At 64.0% G+C, this 16,320-nt stretch carries 11 protein-coding genes and 1 tRNA gene; 4 read left to right on the top strand and 8 right to left on the bottom strand.

All coding sequences use genetic code 11. From position 1 onward, the window contains the following. Positions 1-3: 3 nt before the first annotated feature. From AC1AV0_RS04230 to tgt, 7 genes are all read right to left on the bottom strand, one after another. Positions 4-831 carry an ABC transporter permease gene (locus AC1AV0_RS04230; RefSeq protein WP_476571408.1) on the bottom strand — a complete coding sequence of 276 codons (828 nt, stop codon included), beginning with the start codon at positions 829-831 and terminating at the stop codon, positions 4-6. A 45-nt stretch (positions 832-876) separates the two neighbouring features. Further along, the gene (locus AC1AV0_RS04225; RefSeq protein ID WP_476571406.1) at positions 877-2,004 is read right to left on the bottom strand and encodes an iron-containing alcohol dehydrogenase family protein; all 1,128 of its coding nucleotides are present in this window, start codon (positions 2,002-2,004) and stop codon (positions 877-879) included. Between the two features lie 12 nt (positions 2,005-2,016). Further along, a complete protein-coding gene (locus AC1AV0_RS04220; RefSeq protein ID WP_476571404.1) occupies positions 2,017-3,360 on the bottom strand; it encodes an aminotransferase class III-fold pyridoxal phosphate-dependent enzyme in 1,344 nt (447 codons plus the stop codon). Between the two features lie 212 nt (positions 3,361-3,572). Next, positions 3,573-4,799, bottom strand: coding sequence for a PucR family transcriptional regulator (locus AC1AV0_RS04215; protein ID WP_476571402.1), 1,227 nt, complete (start codon positions 4,797-4,799; stop codon positions 3,573-3,575). 24 nt (positions 4,800-4,823) lie between these two features. Further along, a complete protein-coding gene (locus AC1AV0_RS04210; RefSeq protein ID WP_476571400.1) occupies positions 4,824-5,543 on the bottom strand; it encodes a sulfite exporter TauE/SafE family protein in 720 nt (239 codons plus the stop codon). Positions 5,544-5,819: 276 nt separating this feature from the next. Continuing rightward, positions 5,820-5,905, bottom strand: a tRNA-Leu gene (locus AC1AV0_RS04205). Between the two features lie 297 nt (positions 5,906-6,202). Beyond that, positions 6,203-7,492, bottom strand: coding sequence for a tRNA guanosine(34) transglycosylase Tgt (tgt, locus tag AC1AV0_RS04200; RefSeq protein WP_476571398.1), 1,290 nt, complete (start codon positions 7,490-7,492; stop codon positions 6,203-6,205). 351 nt (positions 7,493-7,843) lie between these two features. On the opposite strand from tgt, the gene AC1AV0_RS04195 reads away from it, so the two are divergent. The 4 genes from AC1AV0_RS04195 to htpX all read left to right on the top strand — a co-directional run bounded on the left by AC1AV0_RS04195 (position 7,844) and on the right by htpX (position 15,293). After that, positions 7,844-9,718 carry a S1C family serine protease gene (locus AC1AV0_RS04195; protein WP_476571396.1) on the top strand — a complete coding sequence of 625 codons (1,875 nt, stop codon included), beginning with the start codon at positions 7,844-7,846 and terminating at the stop codon, positions 9,716-9,718. 493 nt (positions 9,719-10,211) lie between these two features. After that, positions 10,212-12,599, top strand: a complete 2,388-nt coding sequence (locus tag AC1AV0_RS04190; RefSeq protein WP_476571394.1) for a heavy metal translocating P-type ATPase — start codon at positions 10,212-10,214, stop codon at positions 12,597-12,599. A 98-nt stretch (positions 12,600-12,697) separates the two neighbouring features. Next, positions 12,698-14,143, top strand: a complete 1,446-nt coding sequence (locus tag AC1AV0_RS04185; protein WP_476571392.1) for an FAD-dependent oxidoreductase — start codon at positions 12,698-12,700, stop codon at positions 14,141-14,143. Positions 14,144-14,351: 208 nt separating this feature from the next. Beyond that, on the top strand, positions 14,352-15,293 hold the full coding sequence (gene htpX / locus AC1AV0_RS04180) for a zinc metalloprotease HtpX (protein WP_476571390.1): 942 nt from the start codon (positions 14,352-14,354) through the stop codon (positions 15,291-15,293). Here htpX and mgrA read toward each other — a convergent pair. Then, positions 15,290-16,303: an L-glyceraldehyde 3-phosphate reductase gene (gene mgrA, locus AC1AV0_RS04175; protein WP_476571388.1), complete on the bottom strand. Its 1,014-nt coding sequence runs from the start codon at positions 16,301-16,303 to the stop codon at positions 15,290-15,292. The two genes, htpX and mgrA, sit on opposite strands and share 4 nt — an antisense overlap. Positions 16,304-16,320 lie beyond the last annotated feature (17 nt).

Genomic DNA, 16,320 nt, shown 5'->3' with positions numbered 1-16,320 from the left:
CCGTCAGTCCCGACCCACCCAAGGGGTGACGAGTCTGGTGATGAGTTGAATCAGGCCGTCCAGCAGCAGCGCGGCGATGCCGATGATGAAAATGCAGGCGATGGTCAGCGGCGTGTTGAGTTCGGTGCCGGAGAGGTACGCCAGCGCGCCGATGCCGGGGATGCCGTTGTTGAGCTCCGCCGCGACCACGGTGGTCCACGCGAAACCGACCGCCAGTCGGATGCCGTTCATAATCGAGGGCAGCGCGCTGGGGAAGACCACGAACATGAAGGATTGGAATGTGCCCGCGCCCAATGCCCGCGCCGAGTTGACCCGGTCTCTGCTCACGCCGTTGATGCCGTCAAGCGTGGCGAGCACGATCGGCGGGAACGCGGCCAGAAACAGCAGCCAGATTTTGGTGGTGTCGCCGATGCCGAACCACACGATGAGCAGGCCGATGTAGCCCAGAGGCGGCAGCGCGCGCACGAAATTGATGTACGGCAGCACAATGCGGCTGATCCACGAGACCTCGGCGAGCACGAATCCGATCAGCATGCCCACCACAATCGCCAAGGCCATGCCGATACCGATACGCTGCAGGCTCACCAGCAGATGCTGCCACAGGAAGTACTGCTGTTCGCCGCATACGATGCGATCCGACCCAGCCGACATCGGCCGGCAGGAATTCGCCTCGACGAACGCGCTCCACACATCGCCCGGGCCGGGCAGATACAGCGGATTGACCAATCCCGCGGCCGTGGCCGCCCACCAGACGAGCAGGAGCAGCGCCAGCGAGACCAGCGCCTGCAGCGCATGTGGAGTGTTCTTGAGTTTGAGTCGTAACGTGCCCATGGTCGGTTCCTCTCTGTGGGATGGGTGAGACGCGTGCGGCCTCGGTCAGGCGATGGCCGCCAGATGTCGATACATGTCCTCGAGCATGTCGTCGGTGATATCCACCGGATTGTTGTACAGGTTCGGATGGCGGCTGATGCGCACCAGATCGGCGATCTGGCCGTCGTTCAAACGCAGGTCGGCCAATCCCGTGCGCATGCCGATGCGCGTTTTGAGATCGTGGATCGCGTCGGCCATCGCGTCGGCGTCGGCGAAGTCCAAGGCGCGGGCGAAATCCTGCACGCGACCGTGCTGCGCGTCCTTATTCACGCGCACGAACCAGTCGAGCGTCAGTCCGCAGGCCTCGCCGTGGGGAATGCCGTGGATGTTGGTCAGCGGGAAGGAACAGGCGTGCGAGGATGTGGTCTTCGGCAATGTGAACGCCAAACCGGCGATCAGCGACGCCTCGCACATCTTCTCGCGCGCCTGCATGTCATGGCCGTCGGCGACGGCGCGCGGCAGATATTCGAACACCAGTCTGGCGGCGTGTGTGGCACAGGCGTCGCAAATCGGCTGATGCCCCTTGCTCCAGTACCCCTCGATCGCCTGGCTGAGCACGTCCATGCCGCAGGAGGCGGTGACTTTCGCCGGCATGGAAACGGTTAATTCCGGGTCGACGATCGCAACCGCTGGAAAGAAGCCGGGCGAGACGATCGGTGCCTTCCTGCCGAGCGCGCGGTTGGTGAGCACGGCCACGCAGGTGACCTCGCTGCCGGTGCCGGCGGTGGTCGGCACCGCGATCAGAGGAAGATGTTCGGACAGCAGCGCCTTGCCGGTGCCGTGATAGTCGGCGATGGAATCGTCGGTCAGGGCGATGCTCGCCGCGGCCTTCGCCAAATCCATCGCGCTGCCGCCGCCCATCGCCACCACGAATCCGTGGCCGCGCTCGCGGATGAGCGCCGCGCAGGCATCCACCTGCGTCACGTCCGGATTGGGGGAGAAATCGCTGAACGTGGCCGTCAGCCGTCCATCGGACGACTCAATGAGGCGCGCCGCCGTGCCGTCGTGCGCGAAATGCTCGGAGGTGACGATCAGTCCGTTCTCCCACCCGTGGGATTGGGCCACATCCGCGATTTCGGAGACCCTCCCGCGGCCGAATCGAATGACCACCGGCTGCTCATAATCCCATAGCATGTTCGGCTCCCGTCAGTCGCACAGGTTCTCGTCGACCCACGTGAGCGTCTCGTCGAGCTTGGGGAGCTCCTGCCTCAGCTGCTCGGCGGTGATCGTCAGCGGTGGGCAGATGTTCACGTTGGTTTCGCGGCCGAAGGTGGCGAAACCCTGCTTCATCAGACGGCCCATGATCTGCGGCATGACGCTGCTGGGCGCGTGGTACGGCGCCATCAGCTCGCGCGTCTCCTTGTCGCGCACGATGGTCAGCGCGGCGAACAGTCCGATGCAGCGGGCCTCGCCCACGCAGCGGTGTTTGGCCGCCATGCTTTCGAGGAAGGGTTTGAGGATGCCTTCCATCTCCTTGACGTGCGCGGCGATATCGTGGTCGAGGTAATAATTGACGGCTGCCACGCCGGCGGCGCAGGCGAGCGTGTGGCCAGAGTAGGTCAGTCCGCACTGCAGCACATGGTCGGTGAAATAGTCGGAGACCGCCTTGGAGACGACGACTCCGCCCAGCGGCACATAGCCACAGGTCACGCCTTTGGCGAAGGTGAAGATGTCGGGTTTCAGATCGAAATTCTGCCATGCGAACGCCGTGCCGGTGCGGTAGAAGCCCGCCATCACCTCGTCGCAGATCATAAGGATGCCGTACTTGTCGCACAGGGCTCGCACGCCTTCCATATATCCCTTGGGCGGCAGAATCACGCCGTTCGCGCCGACGATGGACTCCATGAGGATCGCGGCCACGGTGTCGGGGCCTTCGTATTGCAGCTGTTCGTCGAGCCGGCGCAGATAGGCGGCGGTGGCGGCCTCGTCGTCCACGCCGCGCGTGTATCCATCCTCATACATGTTCGGATTCATGAAATGCACAAAGCCCGGCGCGGTGCCGCCCATTTCGGCGGCGAAGCGGCGCCAATCCCCTGAGGCGTTCGCCGAGCCGAGGGTCGAACCGTGGTAGGAGCGGTAGCAGGAGAAGATCTTCGGCCTGCCGGTGACCATGCGGGCCATTTTGATGGCGTTCTCGTTGGCGTCCGTGCCGCCGTTGGTGAAGAACACGCGCTGGTAGAAGTCGGCTCCGGCGAGATCAACCAGCATTTTGGCCAGTCGTGATTTCGGTTCGGAGGCGTAGGCGGGCGACATGAAGCACATCGTGTCGGCCTGCTGTTTGATCGCGTCCACGATTTCGGGCAGCTCGTGGCCGAGGTTGGAGCATACGAGCAGGGAGCTCATGTCGGCGTAGCGGTTGCCGTCGTAATCCCAGAAATAGATGCCTTCGGCCCGCTTGATCGGCAGGGCGGTTTCGCCCTGCTTGTGCCAGGACTGCATGACGTGGTCGCGATGCAGGGCGGCGACTTCCTCACCTGTGAGCTTTTCCATAATCGTTCCTTCCGTGATGGGGTGGCCACAGATATGTCGGAATATGCGTTATGCATAAATTCGGTATGCTGTGATGTCCCCAATGTGGTTCTGCAGGTTCAAGAAAATGTGTGATTTCCTTGATCTGATTTGCAGTCTAGGAAGGATCGGAAGCGCCAACAACGATTCAGCGCCTAAGGTTGTTTGTGCTGTGGCACAAACGCCATTGGATGCTAGACGGCCGTTCCGTGGGAGGCGCCGCCTATGCCCTCCGTGGGCACGCAATCAAGCAGCTCTTTGACCCGAAATCCGATTGACAGCTCCTCGCGCGTGCGGAAATCCGACAGATTCACGCCCAACAGATCCTGGATCTTGCCCAATTTGTAGCTCACTGTGTTGCGGTGCACGAACATGCGCTCGCCGGTTTCCTTGATGCTTCCCGAGAACGCGAGGTAATTGCGCAGCGTCTCCACAAGGTCCCCGCCGTTGAGCTGGTCGTGTTTGGCCAGCGGGCCTATCGTGGTGTCGTAATAGTCGGAGAGGATCTCCGGATCGTTGACGGAAAGCAGCAACTTGTCGGTGCCGGCGTCATCGTATAAAAACGGCTCGCCGTCCGCGCCATGCAGCCACTGCAGCCGTTCCAACGCAAGCGCCTGACGGTAGCTTTTGCCGATGCAACGGGCGGATCTCGTCACCTTGCCCACGCCGACGAATATGCGGGCGTCATCCCCCACAAGCCCAGCGCACACGTCCATCGCCGCCTGGGCCATGTCGCTCACCGTGCCGATATCGCATCGGGCGAACACCAACGCGATGCGGCCGCCGACGGTCAGCGGCACCGCATGCCATTGGCGGCTGGTCAGCAGCGTTTCGATGCGGGCGGCGCAGGCCTCCATCCGCGCGCGGGGCACCTGCTCGCCACGTTCGTCGCACACTTCGAACACGGCGACGCAATAGTTCCAGTCCTTGCCGAATCCGCTGCGTTCCATGGTCTCGAGATACAGGTCCTCGCGCGCCGGCATGAACATCGCGTTCTCCAAAGCGGCGGCCAACTCCATATTGTGCTTTTCGCTCATGGTGATGGACAGGCTGAACAGGTGCATGATCTGCGCCATATGCTCGCTCCACGGCACGCGGAACATCGGGAAGGCGCGCTCGTTGCAGAAGCGTACCGCTTCAGGGCTGATTTGGTGGATGAAAGGACCGACGTTCACCACGATGCCGCTGGCGCCGGAATCGTACGCGCTGCGGGTCAGCCCTACGAGATCCTCCTGCGATTCGAGGCCGATGCCTGTGGTGAAGGCGATTTCCTGACCCTCCAGAAACCCCGCGATCTCCTCGTTCTCCACCATATGCACCCAGCGCACGGCATGGTCGAGCCCGTCCGCGCCTGCGACCAGTGCGATGTCGTGGCCTTGGCTTCTGGCTTGGTTGACCAAATCCTTCAATCGGACGGACATACGGGCTCCTTTCCTTGGGGCTGTTCAGAACAGAATCGAGACTCCGGAGATGGCGAGCAGCACGTAGGTCAGCGTCAGAAACGCGCGCTGGCTGATGCGCCGCTGCAGGCGGTTGCCAAGAAACACGGCCAGCGCCAGCGCCGGCAGACTCGCGGCGGTGATCACCAGAGCATGCGTCGTCCATTCGCCGGCGGCGACCTGCTGCGCGCCCATCACTGTATTGAGCACCACCCAGACGCAGGCGACGGTGGCGCGGAACTCATCCTTGTCTTTCAGACGCGCAGCCGCGTACACCACCAGCAACGCGCCGCCCGAGACGAACAGGCCATGAATCACCCCCGAACCCAGCAGAATCACAGTCATCATCCACGAGCGGGGTTCGCGCGTGGATGGGATCAGCAGATTCTTGAGCGCGACGGCAATGATGAACAGGCCGTACAGCCGCTGCAGCGGGGCGAGCGGCAGAGCGTGATACAGCAGCAGGCCGACGGCCATGCCCACCATCATGAATCCAACCATGCTGGCGAGTTCGCGCCAGCGAATATGGCGGCGATGTTGCACACCCAGCCACAGGCAGGAGATGAGGGCCATGGCGTTGAGCACCACCCGCGCCTCATCCGCGCCGATGAGCATCATCGAGGCCGGCATGGCCAGCACGGTACCGGCGAATCCGGTGACCGCCTGAATCGTGTTGGCGGCGAACAGCACAAGCAAAAACAGCGCGTCGCGGGTGGTCGTGTTCATGATGTCTCCTTCCCCGCGCGGGTGAACGGGCCGCTACGCATGGCGTATGGCGTGCACGCATGGGGAGGTCAAGTCAATCGCCGGGTATCGGCTAGGGCGGGCTTGCCGCGCTTGGCGTATGGCGTATCACGCATGGCGTGCTGTGGACACGATAGCGTGGCTATGTAAAGACTCTGCGTCGCGCTTGTTGGCGGCGGATTGCGCGGGTCTGTCGGGATGGGCGGTCCGTCGGGAAAAGAAAAAACCCGAGCTGTCGAAACAACTCGGGTTTTTATCTGGTGCGAGTGGGGGGACTTGAACCCCCACGAGCATACACTCACTGCCACCTGAAGACAGCGCGTCTACCATTCCGCCACACTCGCAGACAAGGGGACAATTTACCATCATTAAAGAACATGTGCAAATTGGCGTGTCGCGCGCCGATTTTCCAAAGGAAAATCATAAGCGCGCGACGCGAGCCGGCCGTAGAGAAAGCCCTGTGGGCTTTCGTGCCGGCGGAGCCATCCATAGTCCGCCGATTTTCCAAAGGAAAATCATAAGCGCGCGACGCGAGCCGGCCGTAGAGAAAGCCCTGTGGGCTTTCGTGCCGGCGGAGCCATCCATAGTCCGCCGATTTTCCAAAGGAAAATCATAAGCGCGCGACGCGAGCCGGCCTCCCGCTACGCTCCATAAAAGTGCGCCAGCGATTCGTCGCGGAACTCCTCGAAATACCCGCCATCGATCGAGGCGCGAATATCGTCGAGCAGTTTGATGAAGAAATACTCGTTGTGGATCGTCGCCAATGTGAATCCGTTGAATTCGCGGGCGCGCAGCAAGTGGTCCACATACGCCTTCGAATAATGCTGGCACGTATAGCACTCGCAGCCGTCCTCCAGCGGTCCGAAATCCGTTTTGAACTCGGCGCGCTTGACGTTATACCGCCCGTGTCGCGTGAAGATCGCGCCGTTGCGCCCGCATCGTGCCGGCGCCACGCAGTCGAAGGTGTCGCCGCCGTTCTCCACGCAGGCGAAGATATCGTCCACCGAGGCGATGCCGAGCACGTGACGCGGCCGGTTTTCCGGCATCGCGTCGCAGATCCACGCGCAGATGTCGCCGATGATGCGTTTTTCCAACGCGCCGCCGATGCCCACGCCGTCGAAGTCAAGCGAGGCGATCTGCCCAGCGGCCCGCCGGCGCAGATCTTCGTAGTTCGCGCCCTGCACCACGCCGTACAGCGCTTGATACGGCTTGCCCAGGCGCGCGGCGGTGAGCCGCTCATGCTCGGCCACGCAGCGCTGCGCCCAACGGTAGGTGCGCTCCACGGACTCCTCCTGGTATCCGCGTGTGTTCATCAGCGTGGTCAGCTCGTCGAAGGCGAACATGATGTCCGCGCCGATTTTGTGCTGGATCCCCATCGAGATCTCCGCGGAGAAGCGGTGCTTGTCGCCGTTCAACGGGGATTTGAAGGTGACGCCATCCTCGTCCACGAAGGCGAGTCGCTCCTTGCCCGCGGCGATCACATCATCCGACTTCATGCCGGTCACATCCATCGCCAGCGTTTTTTTGAAGCCCGACCCGAGCGAAAGCACCTGGAATCCCCCCGAATCGGTGAAGGTGGGGCCGCTCCAGTTCATGAACCGCCCCAGGCCGCCGGCCGCGTCGAGCAAGTCCTCGCCGGGTCGCTCGAACAGGTGGAAGGCGTTGGAGAGCAGGCATTGCGCGCCGAGCTGGCTCATGGTCTCCGGCAGCACCGCTTTCATCGCGGCCTGTGTCGCCACCGGCACGAAGGCGGGGGTGCGGATGTCTCCATGAGGCGTGTGGATGATGCCGGTGCGCCCGTAGCGCGCGCCGCCTCGCCCTTTGCCCTCGGGGGCGTCAGGCAGGCGGGTGATGGTTTCGAATGAGAATGCGGAGCGGTCGCCCGGCTGGCCGGGGGCTGCGCCGATGGGCTGGTTCAGGAAGTCGGTCATAGGCTTCACTTTAAGCGAACGTCTTGTACGAAAGTCTGGTTTTCGCTGCGATATGCGTGTGATTTGTGGCTGAAGTGTGATGGTACGGGCTGGTGTGGGGCAGCTCACAGTAAGGTTGGTGTGAAGCGAGAATCCGCATGATTCCAAGGATTGTGGAGGGCTTACGTGCGGTGTCAAGCGGCTTTTTCCGACATGCTCATCTTGCTTGAGGATGTTTCGCTTTCTTCTCCCAATGAACATTCAGGAAACTTCCAGAGCGGCTATCTTAACTCTTAGGTAGCAAATCGAAAGCCGGCGGCTCCGATTGCTGAATGTAAGGAAACTTTGCCGCCGACGAATGAAGGAGCACACATGGCTGAGGAGAACGAGCGCTGGAACGCCGGCGCAGGCGCGTCGGATGGCCAGCAGACGCCGAACGAGAGCGCCGCTTCGCAGAACGAACAGAACGCATCCAACGAACACACCGTGTCGATCGACCCCGTGGAGAACACCGTTCCCATGGGCACGCCGGTCGCCACGGATCAGGCGCAGGGCACGCCGGCCGCGTCCGACACCCCGGATTATGCCGCGGCGGCGGGTGAACAGACCGTCGTGTCCTCCGCGCCGACCATCGATACGCCCACCCAGCAGTATCGCCCCGCGCCCGAATACGGCGCGTATGGCCCCGCCCCCACGCAAACCACCCAGGCGGGCCAGCAGGGAGCGTCGACCAACGGTCAGCCTCAGCAGACCGGCGCCCCGACCTCGATTTTCGGGTTTGGTCAGCCCCAGCAGCAGTCTGGCGCGCAGGGCAACCGCAACCCGTACGTCAACGCCGGTAACGGCAACCCCTTCTTCAATCCGCAGAACCAGCGTCCCCAGCAGACCGGCACCCCGACCGGTGGTGCGGTTCCCCCGCAGGGCGGCATGCCGCAGAACGCGGCCCAGCCGGGCGGCTCCCGTCCTCACGCGGCCAGCGGCACGGTGAAAAGCGTGACGATCGCAGTGGTTGCCGCACTGGTCTCCGCCGCGCTGTGCCTGGGCTTGGGATACGCGGCCATCACCGGCGGTTGGGTGACGGTTCCGGCCTCCAGCTCCCTGACAAGCGTCACGTCGAATAAGTCCGGCTCCGGAACCGCCACGGCGAAAACCGGCGAGGCGCCCGACTGGAAGACCGTGGCCAGCGAGGTCTCCGACTCCGTGGTCGCCATTCAGGTCGCCACGGAAAGCGGCAGCGCCCAAGGCTCGGGCGCGATCCTCGACAGCGAGGGCAATATCGTGACCAACAATCACGTGGTCTCCGGCGCGCAGCAGATTCAGGTGACGCTGGCGAACGGCACGATCTACTCCGCCAAGCTGGTCGGCACCGACGTGACCACCGATCTTGCGGTGATCAAGCTCGACAACCCGCCGAGCGGTCTGAAGGGCGTGGAATTCGCCGACTCCGACCAGCTCGCGGTGGGCGAGGACGTGATGGCCATCGGCAACCCGCTGGGCTATGACGACACCGCCACCACGGGCATCGTCTCCGCCCTGAACCGCCCGGTGAGCGTGATGGACGACGAAAGCAACGCCCAGATCGTGACCAACGCGGTGCAGATCGACGCGGCCATCAACCCCGGCAACTCCGGCGGCCCGACCTTCAACGCGGCCGGCCAGGTGATCGGCATCAACTCGTCGATCGCCACGGCCAGCTCGTCCAGCTCGTCCTCCGGCTCGATCGGCATCGGCTTCGCGATTCCGTCCAACCTGGTCGAGCGTGTGACCAACGAGATCCTCGAAACCGGTTCGGTCACCCACGTGGCGTTGGGCGTGACCGTCTCGTCCTCCACGGTCGAAGCCGATGGCGTGACCCGCGGTTGCGCGCTGATCACCAGCTCGGCCTCCCGTTCGGCGGTCGTCTCCGGTGGTCCTGCCGACCAGGCCGGCCTGCAGGAGGGTGACGCCATCGTGGCCTACAACGGCAATGCGGTGAACAACCTGTACTCGCTGCTCGGATACGTTCGCGCCGCCGCCATGGGCGACGAGGTGACGCTCACCATCGTGCGCAACGGCAACACCATGGACGTGAACGTGACGCTCGACCAGGAGGAGGACGCCGTAACCGGCTCCAACAGGTCCGAATCGAGCAGCCAGAGCGGCGAAAGCGGCCAGAACGGCCAGAGCGACGGCGACAGCAGCGATGGCAGCGACGGTAGCGGCAGCAACGGCTACGGCAACCAGAGCAACCCCTTCGGTCTGTGGTAAACCCAAGCCTCGGTTCCCGCTCCAAAGGCGGCCTGTCACCAGCCAACCGGCACTGACGGCATGAACCGCCCCAATCCGCCCGAAAGGCGGCCAGCGACCCCACGTCGCCGGCCGCCTTTCTGCGTTTTTGGCGGGGTGGTTTCCGCATCATCCTGAAGTGGTGACACCCTGTGGAGATGCTTCGACTTCACTGCGTTCCGCTCAGCATGACGAATAACTATCATCGACGTCATCCTGAGTACGGTGTTCTCACTTACTTGTCATCCTGAGCGGAGCCGTCAGGCGGAGTCGAAGGATCTCGTACCGCCAGCATTGCCGGGGCTTGCGCCGTGGGACGGGTGCTGGTACCGTTGGTGCAGCATAAACGAACATTCTTACGCCGTGTATCGCGAGCGTCCGTCTGAAGCGGGCTTGCGATGGGTTTAACAAGGCGTGCACATGCGGGGTCGACGCATGGCACGCGAACGACCCCAAAACGACGTAAGGAGACCAGATGCGCAAGGCCATTGAGATAGCCAAAAGCGTTCCGTTGCTGCCCATCACGATTCTGGCGGCGATTCCTCTTTTCCTGCTGTGGGACTACCGTCCGTGGGGCGAGTCCGTGCCATTCCTTGGGCTCCTGCCTGTCAACCCCTCGCTGGGGCAGTGGGTGGTGATCGCGCTCGTCGCCTATACGGTGGTGGACACGGTGATCGGCATGGTGGATGACCTACGCCACGGCATCGTCGGCGTCGACGTGCTCGCCGTCATCGCGATCCTCTCCACCGTCGCCGTGCAGGAATATTGGGCCAGCTGGGCCGTGGTGCTGATGATCTCGTCCGGCGAGGCCATCGAGGAATACGCCCAATCCAAAGCCGAAAGCAACCTGACCGCGCTGATGGCGGCCGCGCCGGTCACCGCGCATATCGCCGCGCTGCCTGGCGTAGGTGCGGGTGCGAAGACTGGCGCCAAACCGGCCCGTAACATCGGCGCGAGGCACGGCGAATTCCGCCCCGTCGCCCCCGGAGACGAAACCTGCGCGATCACCGCCCGCAGCACGCAGGCCTGCGAAACCGCGGTCGCCGACGCTCATATCGCGGATATGCGCCGGCGTGGAGCGGGAATCACAGAGCCAAATTCCGTGCGCGACGCACATGGCGCGGCCGCATCAGGCCGCGCCTCCGCCACGCGCGCCCGCGACGCGCATTTCCGCACCGTACCAGTCGACGATGTGGCGCTCGGCGACGTGATCATCGTGCTGCCGGGCGAAACCGTGCCCGTGGACGGCGAGCTGCTGTCCGGCTCCGCCACGCTCGACCTGAGCAACATCAACGGCGAGCCCGTACCGCGCGAGATCTTCGCGGGCGCGCGCGTCATGTCGGGCGCGGTCAACGGCTCCACCACACTCACCATGCGCGCCACGCAGGTCGCCAAGGAATCGCAATACCAACGGATTATGTCGCTGGTCGCCGCCGCGCAGGAATCGCGCCCGGCCGTGGTGAAAACCGCCGACCGGCTCGCCGTGCCGTTCACCATCCTCGCGCTGATTATCGCCGGCGTGGCCTGGGCGATGGCCGGCACGCCCACGCGATTCGCCCAGGTGCTGGTGCTCGCCACCCCATGCCCGCTGCTGATCGCCGCACCGGTGGCCTACGTGGCCGGCACGGGACGCCTCGCCAAAGCCGGCGTGCTGATCAAAACGCAGGACGTGCTGGAGACGCTCGGCCGCGTGGGGCACGTGTTCTTCGACAAAACCGGCACGCTCACCGTCAAACAGCCGCAGGTGGTGCGCGTGGAGATGCTGCCGGGCGTGAGCACGCGCCTCAACCAGGACCATGTGCTAATGATGGCCGGCGTGGTGGAGAACTATTCCGTGCACATCCTCGCCAAAGGCATCGCCAAGGCCGGATTGGATGCGATGGCGCGGCTCAACCAGCGCTTCGCCGACGGGCAGCGCCGATGCCCGGACGGAGGGCTGCCCGGGCACGGCCGCGACTATCCGGTGGTCACCAATATCGTGGAGGACTCCGGCAAGGGCGTGAGCGGCGAAGTCAACGGACATCGGGTGCGTGTGGGGCGCTTGGCTTTCGCCAACGAATCGCAGGACGGATTCCAGCCTGTGGCGGCGGACCGCGTGACTACAGACCGTGTGGCGCGAACCGAGCTTCGCGAGACGTCGTCTGCGGCCATACGCGGGCGGTTCGGCGCGCTCGCCTCCGACGAGATGGCTGCGTACGTGTCCGTTGACGGGCAGCTGATCGCGCGCATCGTGCTGCGCGACGTGCCGCGCGCCAATGCGAAGCGGGCGCTGGAGCAGTTGCGGGCGCTGGGCGTGGAGTCGCTCACCATGCTCACCGGCGACAAAGCCGCTTCGGCCCGCATCATTGCCAGCGAGGTGGGAATCGACGATGTGCAGGCCGAACTCTTCCCCGAAGACAAGGTCAACGCGGTGCGCGCGGCCACTTCGTCAGTTGTGTCCGTGGCTGGTGCGGCTGACGACGTGACCGGTGCGGCCCCCGGATCCGATCGCGGAGGCGATGGCAAATCGCGGCGGCATGCGGTGACGATGATGGTGGGTGACGGCGTCAACGACGCTCCCGTGCTCGCCGCCGCCGACATCGGCATGGCCATCACCGACGGCACATCGACCGCGGCCTCCGAATCCGCCCAAGTGGTGATTATGAACGACGACATCGCCGCCGTGCCGCGGGCCATCGCCATCGCCCGCCGCACCCGTCGTGTGATGCTGCAGGCCGTGCTGCTCGGACTCGGGCTGGCACTGGTCGGCATGATCGCCGCCGCGTTCAACCTGATTCCGGTGGTGTTGGGCGCGTTCCTGCAGGAGGCCATTGATGTGGTGAGCATCCTGTGGGCGCTGACCGTGCTTATCGACCGCGACTGACCGGCATCGGCCACGACCGTCGCAAGGCGTGGCGATTTCTTGTGGGAAGTGGCGTTAGGCTCTGTTCAGCGGGGCCGGCTTGCGTTAGTCTGTACAACGTGACTGAGAATACTGAACTTCGCATTGCCGTTATCGGCGCCGGTCCCGCCGGCGTCTACTCCTCCGATATCTTCCTGCGCCAGCTGGGCAAGCTTGGCGAGGAACTGGGTCTGGGCACCAAGGCGCGCATCGACCTGTTCGAGAAGCTGCCCGTGCCGTTCGGCCTGGTCCGCTACGGTGTGGCCCCCGACCATCCGTCCATCAAATTCATCGCCGACGCGCTCGAGAAGACGCTCGACAACCCCGACATCCACCTGTACTGCGACGTGGAGTTCGGCAAGGACGTGACGCTGGACGAACTGCTCGCCCGCTACGACGCCGTGCTGTTCGCCACCGGCGCGATTAAGGACAAGCCGCTGAACCTGCCGGGCGCCGACCTCGACGGCGTGTACGGCGCGGCCAAGTTCGTCGAATGGTACGACGGCTACCCCATGGGCGCGCGCGAATGGCCGCTGACCGCCGAGCAGGTCGCCGTGATCGGCGGCGGCAACGTGGCTATGGACGTGGCCCGCGAACTCGTGCGCAACGCCGACGACCTCAAGGCCAAAACCGATATTCCCGACAACGTCTACGAGGGCATCGGCAAGAACCAGGCCAAGGAGCTGCATCTGTTCATCCGCCGCGGCGTGGCCCAGGCCAAGTTCAGCGTGCAGGAGCTGCGTGAGATGGAGAAGCTGCCCGGCGTGCAGCTCATCATCGACGAGGACGATTTCGACCTCGACGAGGAGACCATCGAGGTGGCCGGCAAGGACAAGCTCACCCGCCAGATGGTCGAGGAGCTGTTCACCATCCGCGAGATGGCCTTGGATATGGAGGACGACGGCGACGTCGACTTCGAAGGCAATCCCGCCGACCGCAAGTATTATGTGCACTTCAACTCCGCCCCCACCGAGGTGCTGGGCGAGGACGGCAAGGTGGTCGCGATCCGCGTGGAGCGCACCGAAACCAGCGCCGACGGCGTGATGAGCCGAACCGGCGAATTCACCGACTATCCGGTGCAGGCCGTGTACCACGCCATCGGCTACCAGCCCGCCGAAGCGCCCGGCATCGCCTACGACGGCAAGGGCGCGCATCTGGCCAACGCCAACGGCGACGGCCGCATCACCACCGAAGCCGCCGGCGGCGAGGTGCGCGAGCGTCTGTATGCCACCGGTTGGGCCAAGCGCGGCCCGGTGGGTCTGATCGGCTCCACCAAGTCCGACGCGCTCGCCATCGTGACCAATATGCTGGAGGATCTGGCCAAGGCCGCCGAGGGTGGCCGCGTGGCCGAGGACCGCGATCCCGAGTCCATCGACCGTCTGCTGGAAAGCCGTGGCGTCAAGCCGATCGACTTCGCCGGCTGGAAGAAGGTCGACGCCTACGAGCGCGCCGAGGGCGCGAAGGAAGGCCGCGAGCACAAGAAGGTCATCGACCCCGATCAGATGCGCGCTCTGGCCCACGCCTGATTCGGCTCGCGTTAATTCTGATTCCTCCGTCATCTTGAGCGGAGCGTAGCGGAGTCGAAGGATTTCACACCAGTGACCAGTGCGCGAGATCCTTCGACTCCGGGCTGCGCCCTCCGCTCAGGATGACGGAGAGTGGTGGCGGGCGGCCTATTCCCGCTGTGAGCTGATATTCAGATAACTTCCAGCCGCGCTCTTTACGCTGAGCCCTATGTATGGGAAAACGCAGGTGCACGGCCATTACAACGGTCTGAAAACAACGCTGTTATTCGCGTTGATGTGGGGCGTCATCATGCTGATTTGGTGGGCCACCGGCGGCCAGCGCAGCACACTGAGCATCTACATCGTCATCGGATTAATCACCACATTCGGCTCGTATTGGTTTTCGGACAAACTCGCCATCGCCTCGATGGGCGCGCGCGAAGTCTCCGAGCGTGAGGCCCCCGAAATCTACGCCATCGTGCGCGAATTGAGCGCCACCGCGGGCAAGCCGATGCCGCGCATCTACATCGCGCCCACGGCCAGTCCCAACGCCTTCGCCACCGGCCGCAACGAGCGTCACGCCGCCGTCTGCTGCACGCAGGGCATCCTGCAGATCCTCAACCGTCGCGAGCTGCGCGGCGTGCTGGGGCATGAGCTGATGCACGTCTACAACCACGACATCCTCACCTCGGCCATCGCCTCCGCCATGGCCACGGTGATTACCTATTTGGGGTATTCGCTGATGTATTTCGGCGGCGGCTCGCGCGACAGCCGTGACAACAGTTCGGGCGCGTTTGGGCTGATCGGCGTGCTGCTCAGTGCGATTCTCGCACCGATTGGCGCCTCGCTTATCCAAATGGCCATCTCGCGCACCCGCGAATTCGACGCCGACGAAGACGGCAGCGTGCTCACCGGCGACCCCGAGGCGCTCGCCTCCGCGCTCAACAAAATCTCCTACGGCGCGCAGGCCACACCGATGCGCAAAACCGCGGCTACGCAGTCGGTCTCTTCGATGATGATCGCGAATCCCTTCTCTGCGCAGGGCTTCTCCAAGCTGTTCTCCACCCACCCGCCGACCGAAGAGCGTATCGCGCGCCTGATGCAGATGGCGCAGGAGATGCGCGGCATGCCCGTGCAGCAGTCCCCCTACTCCACTCAAGTCGGTTACTAGGCTTTCTGCGAGATCTCGTCGATTAGGCGCAGCTCTTCGTCGGTGAACGTCGTGTTGTTCAGCGCGCCGATATTGTCGAGAATCTGCTCGGGCTTCGACGCGCCCGCCAGCACCGAAGTGACGACGCCGTCATGCAGCAGCCAAGCGAGCGACATCTCGGCCAGCGTCTGCCCGCGCTGCGCGGCCAGATCGTTAAGCGCGCGAATCGCGTTCAGCTTCGACTCACTCAGCGCGTCGGCCTGCAGGAAGCGTCCGTCCGACTTGATGCGCGAATCGGCGGGAATGCCGTTCAGGTAACGATTGGTGAGCATGCCCTGCGCCAGCGGGCAGAACGTGATGATGCCCTTGCCCAGACGCGCGGCGGTGTCCTTCAATCCGTTGCGCTCCACCGTGCGGTCGAAGATGTTGTAGCAGTTCTGGTTGATGACGAACGGCACGCGCAGATCGGACAGAATCTCCGCCGCCTGCTCCAGTCGTTCGCCGTCGTAGTTCGACAGGCCCACGTACAGCGCCTTGCCGCTGATCACGGCGCTCGCCAGCGCGCCCATAGTCTCCTCGAGCGGGGTTTCGGGGTCGGGGCGATGGTGGTAGAAGATGTCCACATAGTCCAGGCCGAGGCGGGTCAGGCTCTGGTCGAGCGAGGCGAGCAGATACTTGCGCGAGCCCCAGTCGCCGTACGGGCCGGACCACATCTCGTAGCCTGCCTTGGTGCTGATGATGAGCTCGTCGCGGTACGGCTTGAAGTATTCGCGGATCAGTCGGCCCACGTTTTTCTCGGCGCTGCCCGGCTCCGGGCCGTAGTTGTTGGCCAGGTCGAAGTGGGTAATGCCGTGGTCGAAGGCGGTGAACGTGAGCTCCTTCATGCGCTCGTATGGCGTGATGTCGCCGAAGTTGTGCCAGCAGCCGAGCGAGACGGCCGGCAGTTTGAGGCCGGAGTCGCCGCAGCGGTTGTAGGTCATGCCCTCGTAGCGGCCGGGGTTGGGATGGTATTCGTTGGTGGGTTCAAACATCGTCGTCGCTCCTCATA

The sequence above is a fragment of the Bifidobacterium sp. LH_558 genome, from assembly GCF_056356295.1.
Note: the sequence above shows the minus strand (reverse complement) of the source record. Positions and strands in the feature narration are given on the sequence as shown.

Coding starts and splice junctions, on each gene's coding strand:
- AC1AV0_RS04215 (WP_476571402.1), bottom strand. CDS start 4,799: ATGTCCGTCCGATTGAAGGATTTGGTCAACCAAGCCAGAAGCCAAGGC.
- AC1AV0_RS04230 (WP_476571408.1), bottom strand. CDS start 831: ATGGGCACGTTACGACTCAAACTCAAGAACACTCCACATGCGCTGCAG.
- AC1AV0_RS04190 (WP_476571394.1), top strand. CDS start 10,212: ATGCGCAAGGCCATTGAGATAGCCAAAAGCGTTCCGTTGCTGCCCATC.
- mgrA (WP_476571388.1), bottom strand. CDS start 16,303: ATGTTTGAACCCACCAACGAATACCATCCCAACCCCGGCCGCTACGAG.
- AC1AV0_RS04220 (WP_476571404.1), bottom strand. CDS start 3,360: ATGGAAAAGCTCACAGGTGAGGAAGTCGCCGCCCTGCATCGCGACCAC.
- htpX (WP_476571390.1), top strand. CDS start 14,352: ATGTATGGGAAAACGCAGGTGCACGGCCATTACAACGGTCTGAAAACA.
- AC1AV0_RS04225 (WP_476571406.1), bottom strand. CDS start 2,004: ATGCTATGGGATTATGAGCAGCCGGTGGTCATTCGATTCGGCCGCGGG.
- tgt (WP_476571398.1), bottom strand. CDS start 7,492: ATGACCGACTTCCTGAACCAGCCCATCGGCGCAGCCCCCGGCCAGCCG.
- AC1AV0_RS04195 (WP_476571396.1), top strand. CDS start 7,844: ATGGCTGAGGAGAACGAGCGCTGGAACGCCGGCGCAGGCGCGTCGGAT.
- AC1AV0_RS04210 (WP_476571400.1), bottom strand. CDS start 5,543: ATGAACACGACCACCCGCGACGCGCTGTTTTTGCTTGTGCTGTTCGCC.